Origin of the sequence: Streptomyces diastaticus subsp. diastaticus (assembly GCF_011170125.1) — a bacterium.
In the GTDB taxonomy this organism is placed as follows: Bacteria; Actinomycetota; Actinomycetes; order Streptomycetales; family Streptomycetaceae; genus Streptomyces; species Streptomyces diastaticus.
Genome location: NZ_BLLN01000005.1, coordinates 1539605 through 1558773 on the forward strand (window position 1 = coordinate 1539605; position 19169 = coordinate 1558773).

Annotated in this window: 13 protein-coding genes and 1 pseudogene; 3 read left to right on the forward strand and 11 right to left on the reverse strand. The window is 72.4% G+C overall.

Translation table 11 applies throughout. The features are described 5' to 3' along the window. Nucleotides 1-32 precede the first annotated feature (32 nt). Nucleotides 33-986, reverse strand: a pseudogene (locus Sdia_RS24080) (alpha/beta hydrolase); the annotation flags it as partial. Nucleotides 987-1058: 72 nt separating this feature from the next. On the opposite strand from Sdia_RS24080, the gene Sdia_RS24085 reads away from it, so the two are divergent. The 3 genes from Sdia_RS24085 to Sdia_RS24095 all read left to right on the forward strand — a co-directional run bounded on the left by Sdia_RS24085 (nt 1059) and on the right by Sdia_RS24095 (nt 3808). After that, on the forward strand, nt 1059-1631 hold the full coding sequence (locus Sdia_RS24085; RefSeq protein WP_100457913.1) for a TetR/AcrR family transcriptional regulator: 573 nt from the start codon (nt 1059-1061) through the stop codon (nt 1629-1631). 96 nt (nt 1632-1727) lie between these two features. Further along, nucleotides 1728-2915: an SGNH/GDSL hydrolase family protein gene (locus Sdia_RS24090; RefSeq protein WP_100457914.1), complete on the forward strand. Its 1188-nt coding sequence runs from the start codon at nt 1728-1730 to the stop codon at nt 2913-2915. Between the two features lie 92 nt (nt 2916-3007). Then, entirely contained in the window at nt 3008-3808 is an 801-nt protein-coding gene (locus Sdia_RS24095) for an Fpg/Nei family DNA glycosylase (RefSeq protein ID WP_115069011.1), read from the forward strand. A gap of 35 nt (nt 3809-3843) precedes the next feature. Here the strand turns inward: Sdia_RS24095 and Sdia_RS24100 are convergent, their stop codons facing one another. The 10 genes from Sdia_RS24100 to Sdia_RS24145 form a co-directional block, all read right to left on the reverse strand. Beyond that, complete coding sequence (locus Sdia_RS24100; protein ID WP_100457916.1) at nt 3844-4107, reverse strand: hypothetical protein; 264 nt, start codon at nt 4105-4107, stop codon at nt 3844-3846. Between the two features lie 93 nt (nt 4108-4200). After that, complete coding sequence (locus tag Sdia_RS24105; RefSeq protein ID WP_100457917.1) at nt 4201-4671, reverse strand: Dps family protein; 471 nt, start codon at nt 4669-4671, stop codon at nt 4201-4203. A gap of 312 nt (nt 4672-4983) precedes the next feature. Then, nucleotides 4984-5355 carry a helix-turn-helix domain-containing protein gene (locus Sdia_RS24110; RefSeq protein WP_100457918.1) on the reverse strand — a complete coding sequence of 124 codons (372 nt, stop codon included), beginning with the start codon at nt 5353-5355 and terminating at the stop codon, nt 4984-4986. A 109-nt stretch (nt 5356-5464) separates the two neighbouring features. Then, nucleotides 5465-5974, reverse strand: coding sequence for a CinA family protein (locus Sdia_RS24115; protein ID WP_100457919.1), 510 nt, complete (start codon nt 5972-5974; stop codon nt 5465-5467). Beyond that, nucleotides 5971-6858 (reverse strand): CDP-diacylglycerol--glycerol-3-phosphate 3-phosphatidyltransferase, encoded by an 888-nt coding sequence (gene pgsA / locus Sdia_RS24120; RefSeq protein WP_189400113.1) that lies wholly within the window; start codon nt 6856-6858, stop codon nt 5971-5973. The genes Sdia_RS24115 and pgsA overlap by 4 nt, the downstream gene beginning before the upstream one ends. Continuing rightward, nucleotides 6855-8327, reverse strand: a complete 1473-nt coding sequence (rimO, locus tag Sdia_RS24125; RefSeq protein WP_100457921.1) for a 30S ribosomal protein S12 methylthiotransferase RimO — start codon at nt 8325-8327, stop codon at nt 6855-6857. Before rimO ends, pgsA begins: the two co-directional genes overlap by 4 nt. A gap of 67 nt (nt 8328-8394) precedes the next feature. Further along, a complete protein-coding gene (locus Sdia_RS24130; protein WP_115069008.1) occupies nt 8395-9303 on the reverse strand; it encodes a helix-turn-helix domain-containing protein in 909 nt (302 codons plus the stop codon). 431 nt (nt 9304-9734) lie between these two features. After that, on the reverse strand, nt 9735-12485 hold the full coding sequence (locus Sdia_RS24135) for a DNA translocase FtsK (protein WP_189500570.1): 2751 nt from the start codon (nt 12483-12485) through the stop codon (nt 9735-9737). A gap of 83 nt (nt 12486-12568) precedes the next feature. Beyond that, nucleotides 12569-13237: a response regulator gene (locus Sdia_RS24140; RefSeq protein ID WP_100457924.1), complete on the reverse strand. Its 669-nt coding sequence runs from the start codon at nt 13235-13237 to the stop codon at nt 12569-12571. A 359-nt stretch (nt 13238-13596) separates the two neighbouring features. Next, nucleotides 13597-18996 carry a HAMP domain-containing protein gene (locus tag Sdia_RS24145; protein WP_100457925.1) on the reverse strand — a complete coding sequence of 1800 codons (5400 nt, stop codon included), beginning with the start codon at nt 18994-18996 and terminating at the stop codon, nt 13597-13599. Between the last annotated feature and the right edge of the window lie 173 nt (nt 18997-19169).

Here is a 19169-nt window from a genome sequence, read left to right on the forward strand (position 1 = left end):
GGTCGGCCGGCGTCCTCGCGGTCGCCCGGCGTTCACCGGCCGGCGGCGGCCAGTACCGCCGCGAGGCCCTCGCGCAGATCCCTGACGAAGTACTCCGGCACCTCCGGCGACGGGAAGTGGCCCCCGGCTCCGGGCGAGCGCCGGCGGACGATGTTCCGGTATCGCTCGTGCGCCCAGGCGCGCGGGGTCTTCTCGATGTCGCGGGGGTACATGGTGATGGCTGACGGGATGTCGCCCCTCAGGCCGGGGTCGAGGGAATGGTGGCTCTCGTAGTGGATACGGGCCGCCGAGGCGCCGCTCCGTGTCAGCCAGTACAGGGTGACGTTGCCGAGCACGCGGTCCCGGGAGATCCGCTCGAACGGGCTGTCCTCGGTGTCCGACCACTCGGCGAACTTGTCGAGGATCCAGGCGAGCAGCCCGACCGGGAAGTCGACGAGTGCGTAGCCGATGGTCTGCGGCCGGGTCGCCTGCTGCTTCGCGTACGCGGCGCGACGGTGCCGGAAGTCACGGGTCTCCTCGGTCCACCCGCGCTCGGCCGCCGTCAGCCCGTCCGTCGTCAGGCCGGGCGGTGCCTCCGCGAAGGTCGAGGGGATTCCGAGTAGGCGCTCCGGGAACCTGCCGCCGAGGACCGTGGTGATGTTGCCGCCCCAGTCGCCGCCGTGGGCGAGGAACTGGCTGTGGCCGAGCCTGTCCATGAGTTCCACCCAGGCGGCCGCGTTCTTCTCCGTGCCCCACCCGGTGGTGGCGGGCTTGTCGCTGTAGCCGAAGCCGGGCAGCGAGGGGGCCACGACATGGAACGCGGGCGCGTCGGCGTCCTTGGGGTCCGCGAGTTCGTCCACCACGTCGATGAACTCGGCGACGCTGCCCGGCCAGCCGTGCGTCAGAAGCAGCGGGGTGGCGTCGGCGCGCGCCGACCGGCGGTGCAGGAAGTGGATGCCCAGGCCGTCGGTGGCCGTGCGGAACTGGCCGGCCCGGTTGAGGCGCTCCACCCCCCTCACATTTGCCTACACTCCATAGGAAGATGCAACCTTGCCTTAGGCAAAAGGAAGGACCCACCCATGCCCCGCGCAGGTCTCACCCCCGAGCGCCTCACCCGGGCCGGGGCGGAGCTGGCCGACGAGGTCGGTTTCGACCAGGTGACCGTCTCCGCGCTGGCCAGACGGTTCGACGTGAAGGCCGCGAGTCTCTACTCCCACGTGAGGAACTCGCAGGACCTCAAGACGCGCATCGCCCTGCTCGCCCTGGCGGAGATGGCCGACCGCGCGGCCGACGCCGTGGCCGGCCGGGCGGGCAAGGACGCGCTGGCCGCCTTCGCCGACGCGTACCGGGAGTACGCCCGCGAGCACCCCGGGCGGTACGCGGCGGCCCGGTTCCGCCTCGATCCGCGGACGGCGGCGGCCGGCGCGGGCGTCCGGCACTCCCAGATGACCCGGGCGATCCTGCGGGGCTACGACCTGACGGAGCCCGACCAGACCCATGCCGTGCGGCTGCTGGGCAGTGTCTTCCACGGCTACGTCAGCCTGGAGGCGTCCGGCGGCTTCAGCCACAGCCCCCCGGACTCCGGGGAGAGCTGGCGGCGGATCGTCGACTCCCTCGACGCGCTGCTCCGCAACTGGCCCGCCGAGCCCTGACCTCGACACCCCGAAAGACCCCCGGCCCCCTCGCCGTGGCCCACCGGCGGCCCGGCGACCGATCCCTCACCTCCCCGCGACCTCCCAGGCGGAACCATGCACACCGAAGCCGACCGGACGCCGGTCACCACCCCGCTCACCGACGACCTCGTGCGCGGCGCCCTGGAGCTGGAACACACCGGGCGCGGCGTCCTGCCGCACCGGCTGCCCGGCTGGGCCCGCGCGCAGAACACCGACGGCCAGCTCGCCATGGCCGAGGCCCAGCCCGCCGGCGTCCGGCTGGTCTTCCGCACCCGCGCCACCGCCGTCGCCCTGGAGACGCTGCCGACCAAGCGGGTGTACGTGGGCGCTCCGCCCCGGCCCGACGGACTGTACGACCTCGTGGTCGACGGCCGTCTCGTCGACCAGGCGACCGCGTCCGGCGGCGACACCCTCACCATCGACATGACGGCCGGCACCTTCGAGACGGTGCCCGGCCCGCCCGGCACGGTGCGGTTCGCCGAGCTGCCCGCCGGCGTCAAGGACGTCGAGATATGGCTGCCGCACAACGAGGCGACGCGACTGGTCGCCCTGCGTACGGACGAGCCCGTCGCGCCCGTTCCGAAGAGCGGACGGCGCACCTGGCTGCACCACGGTAGTTCGATCAGCCACGGCTCCGACGCCGCGAGCCCGTCCACCACCTGGCCCGCGCTGGCCGCCTCGCTGGGCGGCGCGGAGCTGGTCAACCTGGGACTGGGAGGCGGCGCCCTGCTGGACCCGTTCACCGCCCGCACGCTGCGCGACACACCCGCCGGCCTGATCAGCGTCAAGGTGGGCATCAACCTCGTCAACGCGGACCTGATGCGGCTCCGGGCCTTCACCCCGGCCGTCCACGGCTTCCTCGACACGATCCGCGAGGGCCATCCCACCACCCCGCTGCTGGTGATCACCCCCGTGCTGTGCCCCATCCACGAGGACACCCCCGGGCCCAGCGCCCCGGACTTCAGCACTGTCGGGGAGGGCCGCCTCCAGTTCAAGGCCGCGGGCGACCCGGCGGAGCGGGCCGCCGGGAAGCTCACCCTGAACGTCGTCCGCGAGGAGCTGACCCGTATCGTGCGGCAGCGGTCGGCCGACGACCCGCACCTGCACCTGCTCGACGGCCGGGAACTGTACGGGGAGGCGGACGTCGCCGAGCTGCCGCTGCCCGACCAGCTCCACCCGGACGCGGCCACCCACCGCCGCATGGGCGAGCGGTTCGCGGCCCTCGCCTTCGGCCCGGAAGGGCCGTTCGGCACGGGAGCCTGAGCCCCGCCGGACGGGGCGTGCGCGCAGCCGCCCCGCGCCGCCGGTACGACGCCCTCGCCGCGCCCGCTCCCTCCCCCCGGCATCATGGAGGCATGCCCGAGGGAGACACCGTCCACCAGGCGGCGGGACGCCTGCACAAGGCGCTCGCCGGTGAAAGGCTGACCGTCTCCGACCTCCGCGTGCCCCGCCTCGCGACGGCCGACCTCACCGGCCGCAGCGTGCTGGAGGTGGTCGCCAGGGGAAAGCACCTGCTGACCCGTCTGGAGGGCGGGCTCACTCTCCACTCCCACCTGCGGATGGACGGATCGTGGCGGATCTTCGCCCCGGGCGAGCGCTGGCGCGGGGGGCCCGGCCATCAGATCCGCGCGGTCCTCGGCACCGCCTCGCACACCGCGGTCGGTTACCGCCTGCCCGTCCTGGACCTGCTGCGGACCTCGGCCGAGGACGAGGCCGTCGGCCACCTCGGCCCCGACCTGCTGGGCCCCGACTGGTCACCCGGCGAGGCGCTGGCCCGGCTGCTGGCCGCACCCGGGCGGGAGGTCGGCGAGGCGGTGCTGGACCAGCGCAATCTGGCGGGCATAGGCAACGTCTTCAAGAGCGAACTGTGCTTCCTGCTGCGGGTGACCCCGTGGCTCCCCGTCGGTGAGCTACCCGATCCCGAACGCCTCACCGCGCTCGCGGCGCGCCTCCTGGAGGCCAACCGCCACCGCCCGCGCCGCACCACCACCGGCCGCCCCGACCGCCCCCTGTACGTCTACGGCCGGGCGGGCCGCCCCTGCCTGCGCTGCGGCACGCCCGTCCGGACCGCCCAGCAGGGAGACCCCACCCGGGAGCGCCCCACGTGCTGGTGCCCCGGCTGCCAGTCGGGCCCCGCCCCCGCACCGGCCACCTGAGGCCGTCCGGCCCCGCCTCCCTCAGCGCCTCCGCCTCACCCCGCTCCCGGCTCCCCCGGCCTCCCCCCGCGCACCCGGGCCACCAGTCGCTCCGCCGCCCTGCGCACCCGGGCCGTCTGCTGCTGGGCGCGGGCCTTCGGCACGCAGTGCACCGGCAGGACGCTCAGACCCCAGCCGCCCGCCAGCACCGCCGCCGTCCCGGCCACGCCACCGAACTCCTGGGCGGCCCGCACCACCGCCACGCACCACAGCGCGGCCACCGCGCCGGCGGGTATCCATCGCAGTCCACGTGGAGCCATGACGCTGGTACCTCCGTACCGGGCCGTCGACGCCCCGGGGGCGGGCCGCGCGTCGCGGCCCGCCCCCGGGGTTCATCGTCGGACGCTGTCCACTCAGCCGTTCTCCGCCTGGAACATCCAGTGGTGCTTCTCCAGGTCGGCGGTGATGGTGATGAAGATGTCCTGGCTCACCGGGTCCGGTTCGCCGGTCGCCTCGATGCGCTCCCGCATCCGGCCGATCACCGCGCCCAGCGCCTCCACCAGGGTGTTGACCGCGTCCACGTCCTTGATCCAGCCCTCGTTGACCACGCCGATGCCGCTGGTGCCGGCGACGGTCGCGGCACGGCCGTCCGGGGAGACGCCGAGGGCCGAGGCCCGCTCGGCCACCGTGTCGGAGTGCCCGCGCGCGGTGTCGACCACTTCGTCGAGCTGGAGGTGGACCGAGCGGAAACGCGGGCCGGTGACGTTCCAGTGCACCTGCTTGGCGACCAGGGAGAGGTCGATCAGGTCCACCAGGGCGCCCTGCAAGGCACCCGCGACCACCTTGAGGTCGGTCTCCGGAAGCGGGCTCTTGACCACGTTCATCACATTCCTCCATGTCGTCACGGCCGGTCACCCGTCATCGACGGCGGGCCGTCGCGGCCATGACCACGATGACACAGATGACCGATTTGGGTAACTTCGACCGATCGTTCAGTGGATCGGGCCGCTACCCGCTGTGCGGAAGATCCGGGCCTCCCGTCGGCCACCGCGACCGCCCGAGGGGCGGCTCCGGGCCGGGCGACGCCGTCGTCGCCCAACGAGAAGCCCCGGTGGCGGCGGGAGCGGATCTTGTGGACCGCGTGCCCGCCCCACCGGGGCTCACACGTACGACGTGCCGTTCTTCTCGCCGGCCGGTCAGGCGGCGGCGACGCCCACGGCCTCGGGCGCCTTGATCGTCACGCGCTCCGGCGGCACACCGGCGACGGAGACGGCGTTCAGCATGGGCCTGACCGGTGCCGGCACCGGGTCGGTGGCCGCGGCGGACGCCGCCAGCTCCGCGAGCGCCAGCTCGTCACTGACCTCACGCATCAGTTCGGACATCCGTACGTCCAACGCGTCGCAAATGGCGGAGAGCAGTTCGGAGGAGGCCTCCTTCTGCCCCCGCTCCACCTCGGAGAGATAGCCGAGCGAGACTCGGGCGGACGAGGAGACTTCGCGCAGAGTACGGCCCTGACGCTGGCGCTGCCGACGCAGCACGTCACCCAACAGGCGACGAAGCAGAATCATCGGTGGCTCCCTCCTCGGACCGAGTAACCGCATCCTTCACGCCCCACCGTACCGCCTACCGCTGCGGCCGTGCGGGGAGCGATGTCGTGTTCACTCAGGGCTGCAAACATCAGGTCTCCCCGTTCTGTTCCGTGTCCTGCGCCCGCCTGTCTCCGCCCAGTTCCCCGACGAGCAGGCCGAAAACCCTCCGGACACTCTCCATACGGATGTCCGCACGGCCGCCGTTCAACCGCAGCGCGGCCGATTTCCCTCCGCGGGGTCCCGCCACGGCGACGTACACGGTGCCCACCGGGCGGCCGTCCTGCGGCTCGGGGCCGGCCACGCCGGTGGTGGCCACGCCCCACTCGGCGCCCAGCTCCCGGCGCACCCCCTGAGCCATCTGGCGGGCGACCTCGGGGTCGACGGCGCCCCTGGCCCGCAGCAGCGCCTCGTCGACGCCGAGCAGCCGGGCTTTGAGCTCCGTGGCGTAGGCCGTGACCGAACCGCGGAAGACGGTGGAGGCGCCCGGGACGGCGGTGACGGCGGCGGCCACCAGCCCCCCGGTGAGCGACTCGGCGACGGCCAGCGTCTCGCCCCGGGCCTCCAGCAGCCGCAGGGCCCGCTCCGCCTCGGCGCTCACCGCCGGGTCTCCCTGCCGCTCTGCCGGACGCCCGTGGCGTCCTGGCCCTTCTCCTGCTCCCGGCCGGCCGGCTCGGCCGCCGCCGGCTTCTCGGCCGACCGGCCCTGCGGACCGGCCGCCGAGGCCGCCGTGGCGACCAGCGCCTCGGACGCCGTCGCGGTGGGGACGGCGGGGCCGACCTCACCGAGGGTGGACTCCCGCGCGGCCGGGTCCGCGGCCGCCTCGCGCCGGGCGGCGCGTTCGGCGGCGAGGCCCGCCCGGCGCAGCACCACGGCCTGCCGGACGTAGTCGAGGCCGGTCGCGACGGTCAGCACCACGGCCAGGGCCATCACCCAGAACCGCAGGGTGGCGAGCGGACCGGTGAGCGCGAGCACGTACATCCCGGCCGCCGTGCCCTGGGCGAGGGTCTTCAGCTTGCCGCCCCGGCTGGCCGGGATCACGCCGAATCTGATCACCCAGAAGCGCAGCAGCGTGATGCCCAGCTCGCGCCCGAGGATCACCGCCGTCACCCACCAGGGCAGTTCCCCGAGCCAGGAGAGACAGATCAGCGCGGCGCCCATGATCGCCTTGTCGGCGATCGGGTCGGCGATCTTCCCGAAGTCCGTGACCAGGTCGTACGTCCGGGCGAGGTGCCCGTCGAAGATGTCGGTGATCATGGCGACCGCGAAGGCCGCCCAGGCCAGCGCGCGCCACGCGGGGTCGTACCCGCCGTCGGCCAGCAGCAGCGCCACGAAGCCGGGTACCAGCAGCAGCCGGATCATGGTCAGGATGTTGGCGATGTTCCAGACGCCGGCCTGCCGTACGGCCGGAGTCCCGCGCCGGCCGCCACGTACGCCGCCCGCCGCATGGGCTCCACCGGCCGTGGACGCCGGCACTCCGGTCATCTGCCCGCCTCCTCGATCACGTGCAGGGGTTCGGCGACGAGGTCCACTCCCTCGGTGCCGACCACCTTGGCCACGACCATACGGCCCGGGGTGAGGTCCGCGCCGCTCGTGAAGAGGATCTGCCCGTCGGTCTCGGGGGCCTGGTGGGCGGCCCGGCCGACGGCGCCCTCTTCCTCGTCGACGGATTCGACGAGTACCTCCACGCTCTCACCGACCCGCTCGTCGGCGCGCTGCGAGACGAGTTCCTCGGCGAGTCGGGAGACGCGCGCCAGGCGCTCGGCGACGACCTCCTCGGAAAGCTTCTCCTCGTACCCGGCGGCCTCGGTGCCGTCCTCGTCGGAGTAACCGAAGACGCCGATGGCGTCGAGGCGGGCGCCGGTGAGGAACCGCTCCAGCTCGGCCACGTCCGCCTCGCTCTCGCCGGGGAAGCCGACGATGAAGTTGGAGCGGACACCGGCCTCGGGGGCCTTGGCGCGGATCTGCTCCAGCAGCCCGAGGAAGCGGTCGGTGTCGCCGAAGCGGCGCATGGCGCGCAGGACGCCGGGCGCGGAGTGCTGGAAGGAGAGGTCGAAGTAGGGGGCGACCTTCGGCGTCGAGGTGAGGACGTCGATCAGGCCGGGCCGCATCTCGGCGGGCTGGAGGTAGCTGACGCGCACCCGCTCGATGCCGTCGACCTCCGCGAGCTCCGGCAGCAGCGTCTCCAGCAGCCGGATGTCGCCGAGGTCCTTGCCGTACGAGGTGTTGTTCTCGGAGACCAGCATGATCTCCTTCACGCCCTGTCCGGCGAGCCAGCGCGTCTCCTGGAGCACGTCGGAGGGGCGCCGGGAGATGAAGGAGCCGCGGAAGGAGGGGATGGCGCAGAAGGAGCAGCGCCGGTCGCAGCCGGAGGCCAGCTTGACCGAGGCGACCGGGCTGGTGCCCAGCCGGCGGCGGAGCGGTGCGCGCGGCCCGGAGGCGGGCGCGAGGCCGTCGGGCAGGTCGGCCGGGGCGGCCGCGGGCTCCTGGGCGTGGCCGGGGAGCGCGACGGCGCTCTCCTGGCGCTCGGCGGGGCTGATCGGCAGCAGCTTGCGCCGGTCGCGGGGGGTGTGGGAGGCGTGGACGCCGCCACCGAGGATGGTTCGGAGCCGGTCGGAGATGTCGGCGTAGTCGTCGAAGCCGAGCACGCCGTCGGCCTCGGGGAGGGCTTCGGCCAGCTCCTTGCCGTACCGCTCGGCCATGCAGCCGACGGCGACCACGGCCTGGGTACGGCCCTGGTTCTTGAGGTCGTTGGCCTCCAGGAGGGCGTCGACGGAGTCCTTCTTGGCGGCTTCCACGAAGCCGCAGGTGTTGACGACGGCGACGTCGGCGGCTTCGGCGTCCTCGACGAGCTGCCAGCCGTCCGCCTCCAGGCGGCCTGCGAGCTCCTCCGAGTCCACCTCGTTACGGGCGCATCCGAGAGTGACGAGAGCGACGGTACGGCGTTCAGGCATGGGCTCAAGACTACTTTGTCCCGGCCGGGGCCCCCGCCCCGGCCGGGACAGGGCCCCGCGCGGGCGTTCAGCCGGCGTTCGGGTCGCCCTTGGTGTAGGAGAGGCGCTGGACCTGGCCGGGCTGGAAGCGGTCCTCGATCTCCTCGCCGTTGACCAGCAGTTCGACGGCGCCGGCGTCGCCGATCACCAGGTCGACGCGTTCCTTGTCGGTGAAGGTCTTGGTCTGGCCCTGCTCCAGGGTCCCGTCGAACAGCAGCTGGCCGTTGTGGTCCTTGGCCGAGAGCCAGCTCCGCCCCTCGGGCACCGTGATCTTGACGGTCACCCGGTCGGCGGGGGCCGCCGCGATGGCGCTCTCGGAGGGCTTGGGGTCGGGCGCGGGCTTCTCGGCGGACCGGGAGGGCGTGGCGGAGGGCGCGGTGCCGCCGTTCTCGCCCGCGACGTTCTTGGCGCCGTCGCCGTCGCCGCTGAAGAGGGTGAAACCGACGAAGCCGACGACCGCGACGATGGCGGCGACCATGGCCGCGGTCCAGTTGGGGCGGCGCGGTTCGGAGCGGATGCGTTCGGCCTCGAAGAGCGGCGCGGGCGCGGTGGGGGCCGGGCGTCCGCCGTGGTCGTCGTCGTAGGCGGCGACGAGAGGTTCGGGGTCGATGCCGACGGCGCGCGCCAGCGTGCGGATGTGGCCGCGGGCGTAGACGTCGCCGCCGCAGCGGGAGAAGTCGTCCTGCTCGATGGCCTGGATGATCGGGGCGCGGACCCGGGTGGCGGCGCTGACCTCGTCGACGCCGAGGCCGGCCTCGGCGCGGGCGCGGGCCAGGGTGCGGCCGATCTCCAGCTTGGGCGGGGCCGGCTCGGCCGGCCCGTCGTCGGTGGCGTCGTCGGGCGCGGGGGCGGGGGCCTGCTCGGTCGTAGGACGCTCGTCCTCGACCTCGGCCGCGGTGGAGGAACCGTTGTCTTCAGGGGATTTGCCGAGGGACACGGGGGTGCCTTTCGAGCCTGTGGCCACCTGCTGGAGGTCCAGTCTAGGGGGGTCGCGAACGCGGGGGGCAACCGGGCGGACGGACTTTGTACGCCATCGGAATGGCGCCGTTCCGCCGCGGCCCGGGGGCACGGGGTGCCCTTGTCTCCCCTTGACGTACGCCGAAGGGAAACGGTTGCCCCCGCCGGGCCGCCGCCCCGGTCGTCGGTGCGCCGGGGCCCGGCACCGGCGTGCGCCCGGAGCCACGCGCCGGGCGCGGTCCGGCGTACGCCGGGTGGGGCCGTCCGTCTCCCTTCGCCGCGCGCCAGGTGGCCGCGCGGTGCTGTCCCTCCGTCCGGTCCCCCCGCCCGCCACCCTCCCGGCCGTCCGGGGTCAGGAGGCTCGCGCCGTCCTGGCCCCGCTCCGGCCCGGTGGCTGCGGATGGGGAGCCGTCACGGTTGCTCCTCCCCCCGGATCACGGCGAGCACTCCTGGCAGGTCCTCAGGTTTCACGAGAACGTCACGGGCCTTGGAGCCCTCGGTGGGGCCGACGATGTCCCGGGACTCCATGAGGTCCATCAGCCGCCCGGCCTTGGCGAAGCCGACACGCAGTTTGCGCTGGAGCATCGAGGTGGAGCCGAACTGGGTGGAGACCACCAGTTCGGTGGCCTGGCAGAGCAGGTCGAGGTCGTCTCCGATCTCCTCGTCGATCTCCTTCTTCTTCTGTCCGCCGACCACCACGTCGTCCCGGAAGACCGGCGTCATCTGGTCCTTGCAGTGCCGGACGACCTCGCCGACCTCCTCCTCGGTCACGAAGGCGCCCTGCATCCGGGTGGGCTTGTTGGCGCCCATCGGCAGGAACAGCCCGTCGCCCTTGCCGATGAGTTTCTCGGCGCCGGGCTGGTCGAGGATGACCCGGCTGTCGGCGAGCGAGGAGGTGGCGAAGGCGAGCCGGGAGGGCACGTTGGCCTTGATGAGGCCGGTGACGACGTCGACGCTGGGCCGCTGGGTGGCGAGGACCAGGTGGATGCCGGCGGCCCGGGCGAGCTGCGTGATGCGGACGATCGCGTCCTCCACGTCCCGGGGCGCCACCATCATCAGGTCGGCCAGCTCGTCCACGATCACCAGCAGGTAGGGGTACGGCTGGAGCTCGCGCTCGCTGCCCTCGGGGGCCTTGGCCTTGCCGCTGCGCACGGCGGCGTTGAAGTCGTCGATGTGGCGGTAGCCGAAAGCGGCCAGGTCGTCGTAGCGCAGGTCCATCTCGCGGACCACCCACTGCAGCGCCTCGGCGGCACGCTTGGGGTTGGTGATGATCGGTGTGATCAGGTGCGGGATGCCCTCGTAGGCGGTCAGCTCGACGCGCTTGGGGTCGACCAGGACCATCCGCACGTCCTCCGGCGAGGCCCGCATCATGATCGAGGTGATCAGGCAGTTGATGCAGGAGGACTTACCGGAACCGGTGGCTCCGGCGACCAGGATGTGCGGCATCTTGGCGAGGTTGGCCATCACGTAGCCGCCCTCGACGTCCTTGCCGAGGCCGACCAGCATCGGGTGGTGGTCCTCGGCGGCGTCGGCGAGGCGCAGCACGTCGCCGAGGTTGACCATCTCACGGTCGGTGTTGGGGATCTCGATGCCGACGGCGGACTTGCCCGGGATGGGGCTGATGATCCGCACGTCGGGGCTGGCGACGGCGTAGGCGATGTTCTTGGTGAGCGCGGTGATCCGCTCGACCTTCACCGCCGGGCCCAGCTCGACCTCGTAACGGGTCACGGTCGGGCCCCGGGTGAAGCCGGTGACGGCCGCGTCGACCTTGAACTCGGTGAAGACGGTGGTGAGCGAGGCGACGACGGCGTCGTTGGCGGCGCTGCGCGACTTGCCGGGCCCCCCGCGCTCCAGCAGGTCTATCGAGGGCAGCGCGTAGGTGATGTCCCCGGAGAGCTGGAGCTGCTCGGCCCGCGCCGGCAGCGGCTTGCTCTCGTCCGCCGGCGGCGCCTTGGTCAGGTCCGGTACGGAACCGGAGTCCTGGTTCCGGCGGCGTCCGGGCGTGGCCCTGGGCGCCTCTTCGGACCCGGTGGCGCGCGCCGGGGGTACCGGGTTGGCGGCCTCGCGTTCCGTGCCCACCCCCTGGGTGAGGTCGGCGACGAGGGGGGAGGGCGGCATACCGTGCAGGACCGCCCCGTCGAGGGCGGCGGCCGCCGCCGCGGCGATGTCGACCGCGTCGGGCCCCGTCTGCTCGGCGGCGGTCTTGCGCGCGGGCCGGCGGCGGGCGGGCCTGGCCGGGGCCTGGCCGGCCTCGCCGTCCGGCTCGGGGCGGCGCCGGGCGTCCGGCAGCGCCTCACGCCACTGCTCCTCGTACCGTGCGTCGTCCTCGCTCGGGCCGGCCGGCGCGGCGATCAGGCCGAGGCGTTGCCCGAGGCTCCGCAGGCGCTGCGGCACGGCGTTGACCGGGGTGGCGGTGACCACCAGGAGGCCGAAGACGGTGACCAGCACCAGCAGCGGGACGGCGAGCACCTCGGTGACGGTGAAGATCAGCGGTGTGGCCGAGGCCCAGCCGATGAGGCCGCCCGCGTCCTGGAGGGCCGCCGTGCCGTCGCCGCGCGCCGGGGAGCCGCAGGCGATGTGGACCTGGCCGAGGACGCCGACGACCAGCGCGGAGAGGCCGATGACGATGCGTCCGTTGGCCTCGGGTTTCTCGGGATGCCGGATCAGGCGCACCGCGACGGCGCCCAGCAGCAGCGGCACCAGCAGGTCGAGGCGGCCGAAGGCGCCGGTGACCAGCATCGCCACCAGGTCGCCGACGGGACCCTGAAGGCTGGACCAGGTGCCGGCGGCGACGATCAGGGCGAGCCCGAGCAGGAGCAGGGCGAGGCCGTCCTTGCGGTGGGCCGGGTCGAGGCCCTTGACACCGCGTCCTATGCCGCGGAAGAGGGCACCGACGCCGTGCGCGGCACCGAGCCAGACGGCACGCACGAAACGGTAGAGGCCCGGGGAGGGCGCGGGCTTGGGGGGCGGTTTGCGGGCCGCCGCCTTCTTGGCGGGGACCTTCTTCCTCACGGGCGGTTTGGCCGCGCTCTTCTTCGCCGGCCCCCCGGAACGCCCCGCGCCGCGCGCCGAGGACGGTGATCCCTTGCCGGAGGTACGTGAGGCCATGGTGGTGAGGTTACCGGTGCGGGGCGTACGGGACACGTGCGCCCACCGCTTCACCCGTCCGTGTCGCGGCTGACGCGTCGTCACCTTGACGGCCGGTCAGCGGGCGGCCGGGGGCGGCCGTGTGCCCCCGGCCCGGCTCAGCCCTGCGGCGGCAGGACGGGCGCCGTGCCGCCCGAGGTCGGGTCGATGGCGTCCAGCGCCCGCCGCAGACCGGTGAGTTTGCGTTCGAGGTGGGCCGCGGTGGCGACGGCGGCGGCGTCCGCCGACTCGTCGTCCAGCTGTTTGGAGAGCGCCTCGGCCTGCTCCTCGACGGCCGCGAGCCGCGCGGAGAGTTCGGCGATGACGCCGGTCGGCTCCGCCCGGCCGTCGCCGCGCCCCTCGACCTGGATGCGCAGCAACTCCGCCTGCTCACGGAGCTTGCAGTTCTTCATGTACAGGTCGACGAAGACCGAGACCTTCGCACGCAGCACCCACGGGTCGAAGGGCTTCGAGATGTAGTCCACGGCCCCCGCCGCGTAACCGCGGAAGGTGTGGTGCGGGCCGTGGTTGATCGCGGTCAGGAAGATGATGGGGATGTCCCGGGTCCGCTCCCGGCGCTTGATGTGGGCGGCGGTCTCGAAACCGTCCATGCCCGGCATCTGTACGTCCAGCAGGATGACCGCGAAGTCATCCGTCAGCAGCGCCTTGAGCGCTTCCTCCCCGGACGACGCCCGCACCAGTGTCTGATCGAGCGCCGAGAGAATGGCCTCCAGCGCCAGCAGATTCTCCGGCCGGTCGTCGACCAGGAGGATCTTGGCCTTCTGCATCCTGGCCCGCCCTCCTCGCCCCGGCATGGGGCTTCCTTGATCCTGCGGACGTGGGGAAGCACCGGGGCCTGCCCCGGGGGACGACTCCCTTGCGTCGTCCGTCCTTGTGCCGGTCATGGTAGCCGCACCCCGCTCGTCGCCACACCCTGTCACCGTGATGTCACTGTGCACGTAAGCGCAAACGCGGTGGGGACCTGGAAGGTTCCCGTCCGCCGCACCGCCGCCGCGGCCGTGGGCCGCGTTCCGCCGGTGCCCGCGCCCCGGCCTTCGGGACGCGGCCTGTGCCACGTCCCGCCACGGTACGCCCCGCCGCCCCCGGCTCCGCGTCCAGGGGCGGCGGCCGCGACGCCACGGCCCGCTCAGTCGCCCTCGCTCATCCATCCCTCCATGACCGCCAGCAGGTGGTCGGGGTCGACCGGCTTGGTGACGTAGTCGGAGGCACCCGACTCGATCGCCTTCTCCCGGTCGCCCTTCATCGCCTTGGCGGTCAGCGCGACGATCGGCAGCCCCGCGAACTGCGGCATACGCCGGATCGCCGAGGTGGTCGCGTACCCGTCCATCTCCGGCATCATGATGTCCATCAGGACCACGGCGATGTCGTCGTGCTGCTCCAGCACCTCGATGCCCTCGCGGCCGTTCTCGGCGTAGAGCACCGCCAGGCCGTGCTGTTCGAGGACGCTGGTGAGGGCGAAGACGTTACGGATGTCGTCGTCGACGATGAGGACCTTCTGGCCGTCGAAGTTCACCGGCGCACGGGCCGGGCGCTCCTCCGGCGGCGCGTCCAGCGGCCTGCCCAGCGAGGTGGTGCGGGGCTGCTGCCCGGGCCCGCCGGCACCCTCCGCCCCGGCGGCGGCCGCCTCGGCGGCCCTGCGGCGCCGGCGGAAGAGGGAGACGGGCCCGTTGCGGGTGTCCTTCAGCGGCTCCGTGGGCACCGGCTCGGTGCTCCGGGGCTCCTCCCCCGCCGGCAGCTCGCCCTTGGGCTCGACGGCCGGGGCGAGCTGCGCGTACCCCTGAGGGGGCAGCTCGGCCGGGTGCAGCGGCAGGTAGAGCGTGAAGGTGGAACCACGGCCCGGTTCGCTCGCCGCGTGGATCTCGCCGCCGAGCAGGCGGGCGATCTCGCGGCTGATGGAGAGGCCGAGCCCGGTACCGCCGTACTTGCGGCTGGTGGTGCCGTCGGCCTGCTTGAACGCCTCGAAGATGACCCGCATCTTGCCCGCCGCGATACCGATGCCGGTGTCGGTGACGGAGAAGGCGATGAGGTCGGCGTCGGCGTCGGCGAGCGAACCGGCCTCCAGCAACTGCTCCCTGATCGCGTCCGGCACGTCCGCCGCGGCCGGCCGGATGACCAGCTCGACGGCGCCGCTGTCGGTGAACTTCACCGCGTTGGACAGGAGGTTGCGCAGGACCTGGAGGAGCCGCTGCTCGTCGGTGTGCAGGGTGGCGGGCAGCTCCGGGGAGACCCGGACGGAGAAGTCCAGGCCCTTCTCGGCGGTGAGCGGCCGGAAGGTGGCCTCCACGTAGTCCACGAGCTGGACCAGCGCGATCCGGGTCGGACTGACGTCCATCTTGCCCGCCTCGACCTTGGAGAGGTCGAGGATGTCGTTGATGAGCTGGAGCAGGTCCGAACCGGCGCCGTGGATGGTCTCGGCGAACTCGACCTGCTTCGGGGAGAGGTTCCCCTCGGCGTTGTCGGCGAGCAGCTTGGCGAGGATCAGCAGCGAGTTGAGCGGGGTGCGCAGCTCGTGCGACATGTTGGCGAGGAACTCCGACTTGTACCGCATGGAGACGGCGAGCTGCTCGGCACGCTCCTCCAGCACCTGCCGGGCATCCTCGATCTCGGTGTTCTTGACCTCGATGTCGCGGTTCTGCCGGGCCAGCAGCTCGGCCTTCTCCTCCAGTTCGGCGTTGGAGTCCTGCAACGCCATCTGCCGGACCTCCAGCTCCTCCGAACGGTCCCGCAGCTGCTCGGTCAGCTCCTGCGACTGCTTCAGCAGCTCCTCGGTCTTGGTGTTGACGCTGATGGTGTTGACGCTGGTCGCGATCATCTCGGCGAGCTGGCTGAGGAAGTCCCGCTGGATGTGGGTGAACTGCTGGAAGGCGGCCAGTTCGATCACGCCGAGCACGGTGCCCTCGAAGAGCAGCGGCAGCACGATCACATGGGCGGGCGGTGCCTCCCCGAGCCCCGAGGCGATCTTCAGGTACCCGGTGGGCACGTGGTCGACCATGATGGTCCGCTTCTCCTGCGCGGCGGCCCCGATCAGCGACTCGCCGGGCTTGAACGCGGTGGGCATCGACCCCATCGAGTACCCGTAACTCCCGATCATCCGCAGCTCGTACGCGTCCTCGCGGGCCTCCGCCGACGGGTCCGGGTCCTCCTCGGTGGGCGCGGCGATGAAGAACGCGCCGTGCTGCGCGGAGACCACCGGGGTCAGCTCGCTCATGATCAGCGAGGCGACGTCGGTGAGGTCGCGGCGGCCCTGCATGAGGCCGGAGATCCGCGCGAGGTTGCCCTTGAGCCAGTCCTGCTCCTTGTTGGCGAGGGTGGTGTCGCGCAGGTTGGTGATCATCGTGTTGATGTTGTCCTGGAGCGCCTGGATCTCGCCCGCGGCGTCCACGTCGATCTTGAGCTGGAGGTCACCGCGGGTGACCGCGGTGGCGACCGCCGCGATGGCGCGGACCTGGCGGGTGAGGTTCTGCGCCATCTCGTTCACCGACTCGGTGAGGTCGCGCCAGGTGCCGTCGACGTCCCGGACCCGGGCCTGACCGCCGAGCTGCCCCTCGGTGCCCACCTCACGGGCGACGCGGGTGACCTGCTCCGCGAAGGAGGAGAGCTGGTCGACCATGGTGTTGATGGTCGTCTTCAGCTCCAGGATCTCGCCCCGGGCGTCGATGTCGATCTTCTTGGTCAGGTCGCCCTTGGCGATGGCGGTGGTGACCATCGCGATGTTGCGGACCTGGCCGGTGAGGTTGGAGGCCATCGAGTTCACCGACTCGGTCAGGTCCTTCCAGGTCCCCGAGACGCCGGGGACGCGGGCCTGGCCGCCGAGGATGCCGTCGGTGCCCACCTCGCGGGCGACGCGGGTCACCTCGTCGGCGAACGACGACAGGGTCGTCACCATGGTGTTGACGGTGTCGGCGAGCTGGGCGACCTCGCCGCTCGCCTCGACGGTGACCTTCTTGGTCAGGTCGCCGTTGGCCACCGCGGTGGCCACGTGGGCGATGTTCCGCACCTGCCCGGTGAGGTTGTTCGCCATCGTGTTGACGTTGTCGCTCAGGTCCTTCCAGATGCCGGTGACGCCCGGCACCCGCGCCTGGCCGCCGAGGTTGCCCTCGGTGCCCACCTCGCGGGCGACCAGGGTCACCTGCTCGGCGAAGTTGGAGAGCTGGTCGACCATCGTGTTGACGGTGGTGACCAGTTCGAGGATCTCGCCCTTGGCGTCGACGGTGATCTTCTTGGAGAGGTCGCCGCGGGCCACCGCCGTGGTGACCTCGGCGATGTTGCGGACCTGCATGGTCAGGTTGTTGGCCATGCTGTTCACCGACTGGGTGAGGTCCTTCCAGGTGCCGGAGACCCCGTCGACCCGGGCCTGGCCGCCGAGGATGCCCTCGGTACCGACCTCGCGGGAGACGCGGGTGACCTGCTCGGCGAAGGCCGAGAGCTGGTCCACCAGCGTGTTCAGGGTGTTCTTCAGCTCCAGGATCTCGCCCCGGGCGTCCACGTCGATCTTCTGCGACAGGTCACCGCGGGCGATGGCGGTGGCCACCTGGGCGATCTGGCGGACCTGCGCGGTGAGATTGCCGGCCATGCCGTTCACCGAGTCGGTCAGGTCGCGCCAGACACCGGCCACGCCGGGCACCTGCGCCTGGCCGCCGAGCCGGCCCTCGGTGCCCACCTCCCGGGCGACCCGGGTCACCTCGTCGGCGAAGGCGGAGAGCTGGTCGACCATCGTGTTGATGGTGTTCTTCAGCTCCAGGATCTCGCCCCGGGCGTCCATGCCGATCTTCTGCGACAGGTCGCCCTGGGCCACCGCCGTGGTGACCTGGGCGATCTGCCGCACCTGGGCGGTGAGGTTGCCCGCCATGAGGTTGACGGAGTCGGTCAGTTCCTTCCAGGTGCCGCTGACCCCGTCCACCTGCGCCTGGCCGCCGAGCCGGCCCTCCGTGCCCACGTCCCGGGCCATCCGCGTGACCTGGTCGGCGAAGGAGGAGAGCTGGTCCACCATGCGGTTCACGGTGTTCTTCAGTTGCAGCATCTCGCCGGAGACGTCGACCGTGACCTTCTGCGACAGGTCGCCGTTGGCCACCGCCGTGGTCACCTGCGCGATGTTGCGCACCTGGCCGGTGAGGTTGCGGAAGGCGGTGTTCACCGAGTCGGTGAGGTCCTTCCAGGTGCCGGCCGCCCCCTGCACGGTGGCCTGGCCCCCCAGCTCGCCCTCGACGCCGACCTCCCGCGCCACCCGGGTCACCTCGGCACCGAACGCCGAGAGCTGGTCGACCATGGTGTTGACGGTGTTCTTCAGCTCCAGCATCTCGCCGGAGACGTCCACGGTGACCTTCTGCGACAGGTCGCCGTTGGCCACCGCCGTGGTCACCTGCGCGATGTCGCGCACCTGCGTGGTCAGGTTCCGGAAGACCGTGTTGACGGAGTCGGTCAGGTCCTTCCAGGTGCCGGCGGCGCCCGGTACGTTGGCCTGCCCGCCCAGCTGTCCCTCGACGCCGACCTCGCGGGCCACGCGCGTCACCTCGTCGGCGAAGGTCCGCAGTGTCTCGGTCATCTGGTTGATGGTCTCGGCGAGTTGGGCGACCTCACCGCGTGCGCTGACCGTCACCTTGCGCGACAGGTCACCGTTGGCCACGGCCGTCGTCACCTCGGCGATCCCGCGGACCTGCGCGGTGAGGTTGGAGGCCATGAGGTTCACCGAGTCGGTGAGGTCCTTCCACACCCCGTCCACACCGGGCACCTGCGCCTGCCCGCCCAGCTCACCCTCGGTGCCCACCTCGCGGGCGACCCGGGTCACCTCGGAGGAGAACGACGACAGCTGGTCCACCATCGTGTTGACGGTGTTCTTGAGTTCGAGCATCTCGCCCGCGACGTGCACCGTCACCTTGCGGGACAGGTCGCCGCGGGCCACCGCCGTGGTCACCAGCGCGATGTCCCGCACCTGCGCGGTGAGCCGGTACGCCATGGTGTTGACGGAGTCCGTGAGGTCCTTCCACGACCCGGACATGCCCCGCACCTGCGCCTGCCCGCCGAGCTTGCCCTCGGTGCCGACCTCGCTGGCCACCCGGGTCACCTCGTCGGTGAACCGCGACAACTGGTCGACCAGGTTGTTCACCGTCCGGCCGACCTTCAGGAACTCCCCGCGCAACGGATGCCCGGAGCCGTCCGGGGCCTGCGTCCGCAGCTCCATCCGCTGCTCCAGGTCACCGTCGGCGACCGCGGAGAGTACCCGGCCCACCTCGGACACGGGGTGGACCAGGTCGTCGACGAGAGCGTTGGACGCCTCGATCGCCGACGCCCAGGAGCCCTCGCAGACCCCGGTCTCCAGCCGCTCCGTGAGTTTTCCCTCACGCCCGACCGTGCGCCGTACCCGCGACAGCTCCCCGGTCAGATGCAGATTACGGTCCGCGACCTCGTTGAACAGGGCGGCGACCTCGGCCATCACTCCGTCGCCGGTCACCGTCAGACGGCGCCGGAAGTTGCCGTCCCGCATCGCGGCCAGGGCCGACTTCAGGCGCTGGAGCTGGGCCGCGTCCACCTCGACCGTCCCGCTCCTGGAGGCACTTCGGGACCGACCGCCCTGTCCGCGCGTGGTCGTGCTCCGCGCCGCTGCGCCAGACTCCACCGTGTCCCTCCCGCAAGGGTTGACGTACTGCCGGGTTGCTCGGGCCGTTGCACAGAGCGTTCCCAGTGTTTCACTACGGCCGAACC

Bases quoted from the DNA above. Each gene is read 5' to 3' on its own strand.
- Sdia_RS24085 (WP_100457913.1), top strand. From the start codon at position 1,059: ATGCCCCGCGCAGGTCTCACCCCCGAGCGCCTCACCCGGGCCGGGGCG.
- Sdia_RS24090 (WP_100457914.1), top strand. From the start codon at position 1,728: ATGCACACCGAAGCCGACCGGACGCCGGTCACCACCCCGCTCACCGAC.
- Sdia_RS24095 (WP_115069011.1), top strand. From the start codon at position 3,008: ATGCCCGAGGGAGACACCGTCCACCAGGCGGCGGGACGCCTGCACAAG.
- Sdia_RS24100 (WP_100457916.1), bottom strand. From the start codon at position 4,107: ATGGCTCCACGTGGACTGCGATGGATACCCGCCGGCGCGGTGGCCGCG.
- Sdia_RS24105 (WP_100457917.1), bottom strand. From the start codon at position 4,671: ATGAACGTGGTCAAGAGCCCGCTTCCGGAGACCGACCTCAAGGTGGTC.
- Sdia_RS24110 (WP_100457918.1), bottom strand. From the start codon at position 5,355: ATGATTCTGCTTCGTCGCCTGTTGGGTGACGTGCTGCGTCGGCAGCGC.
- pgsA (WP_189400113.1), bottom strand. From the start codon at position 6,858: ATGACCGGAGTGCCGGCGTCCACGGCCGGTGGAGCCCATGCGGCGGGC.
- rimO (WP_100457921.1), bottom strand. From the start codon at position 8,327: ATGCCTGAACGCCGTACCGTCGCTCTCGTCACTCTCGGATGCGCCCGT.
- Sdia_RS24140 (WP_100457924.1), bottom strand. From the start codon at position 13,237: ATGCAGAAGGCCAAGATCCTCCTGGTCGACGACCGGCCGGAGAATCTG.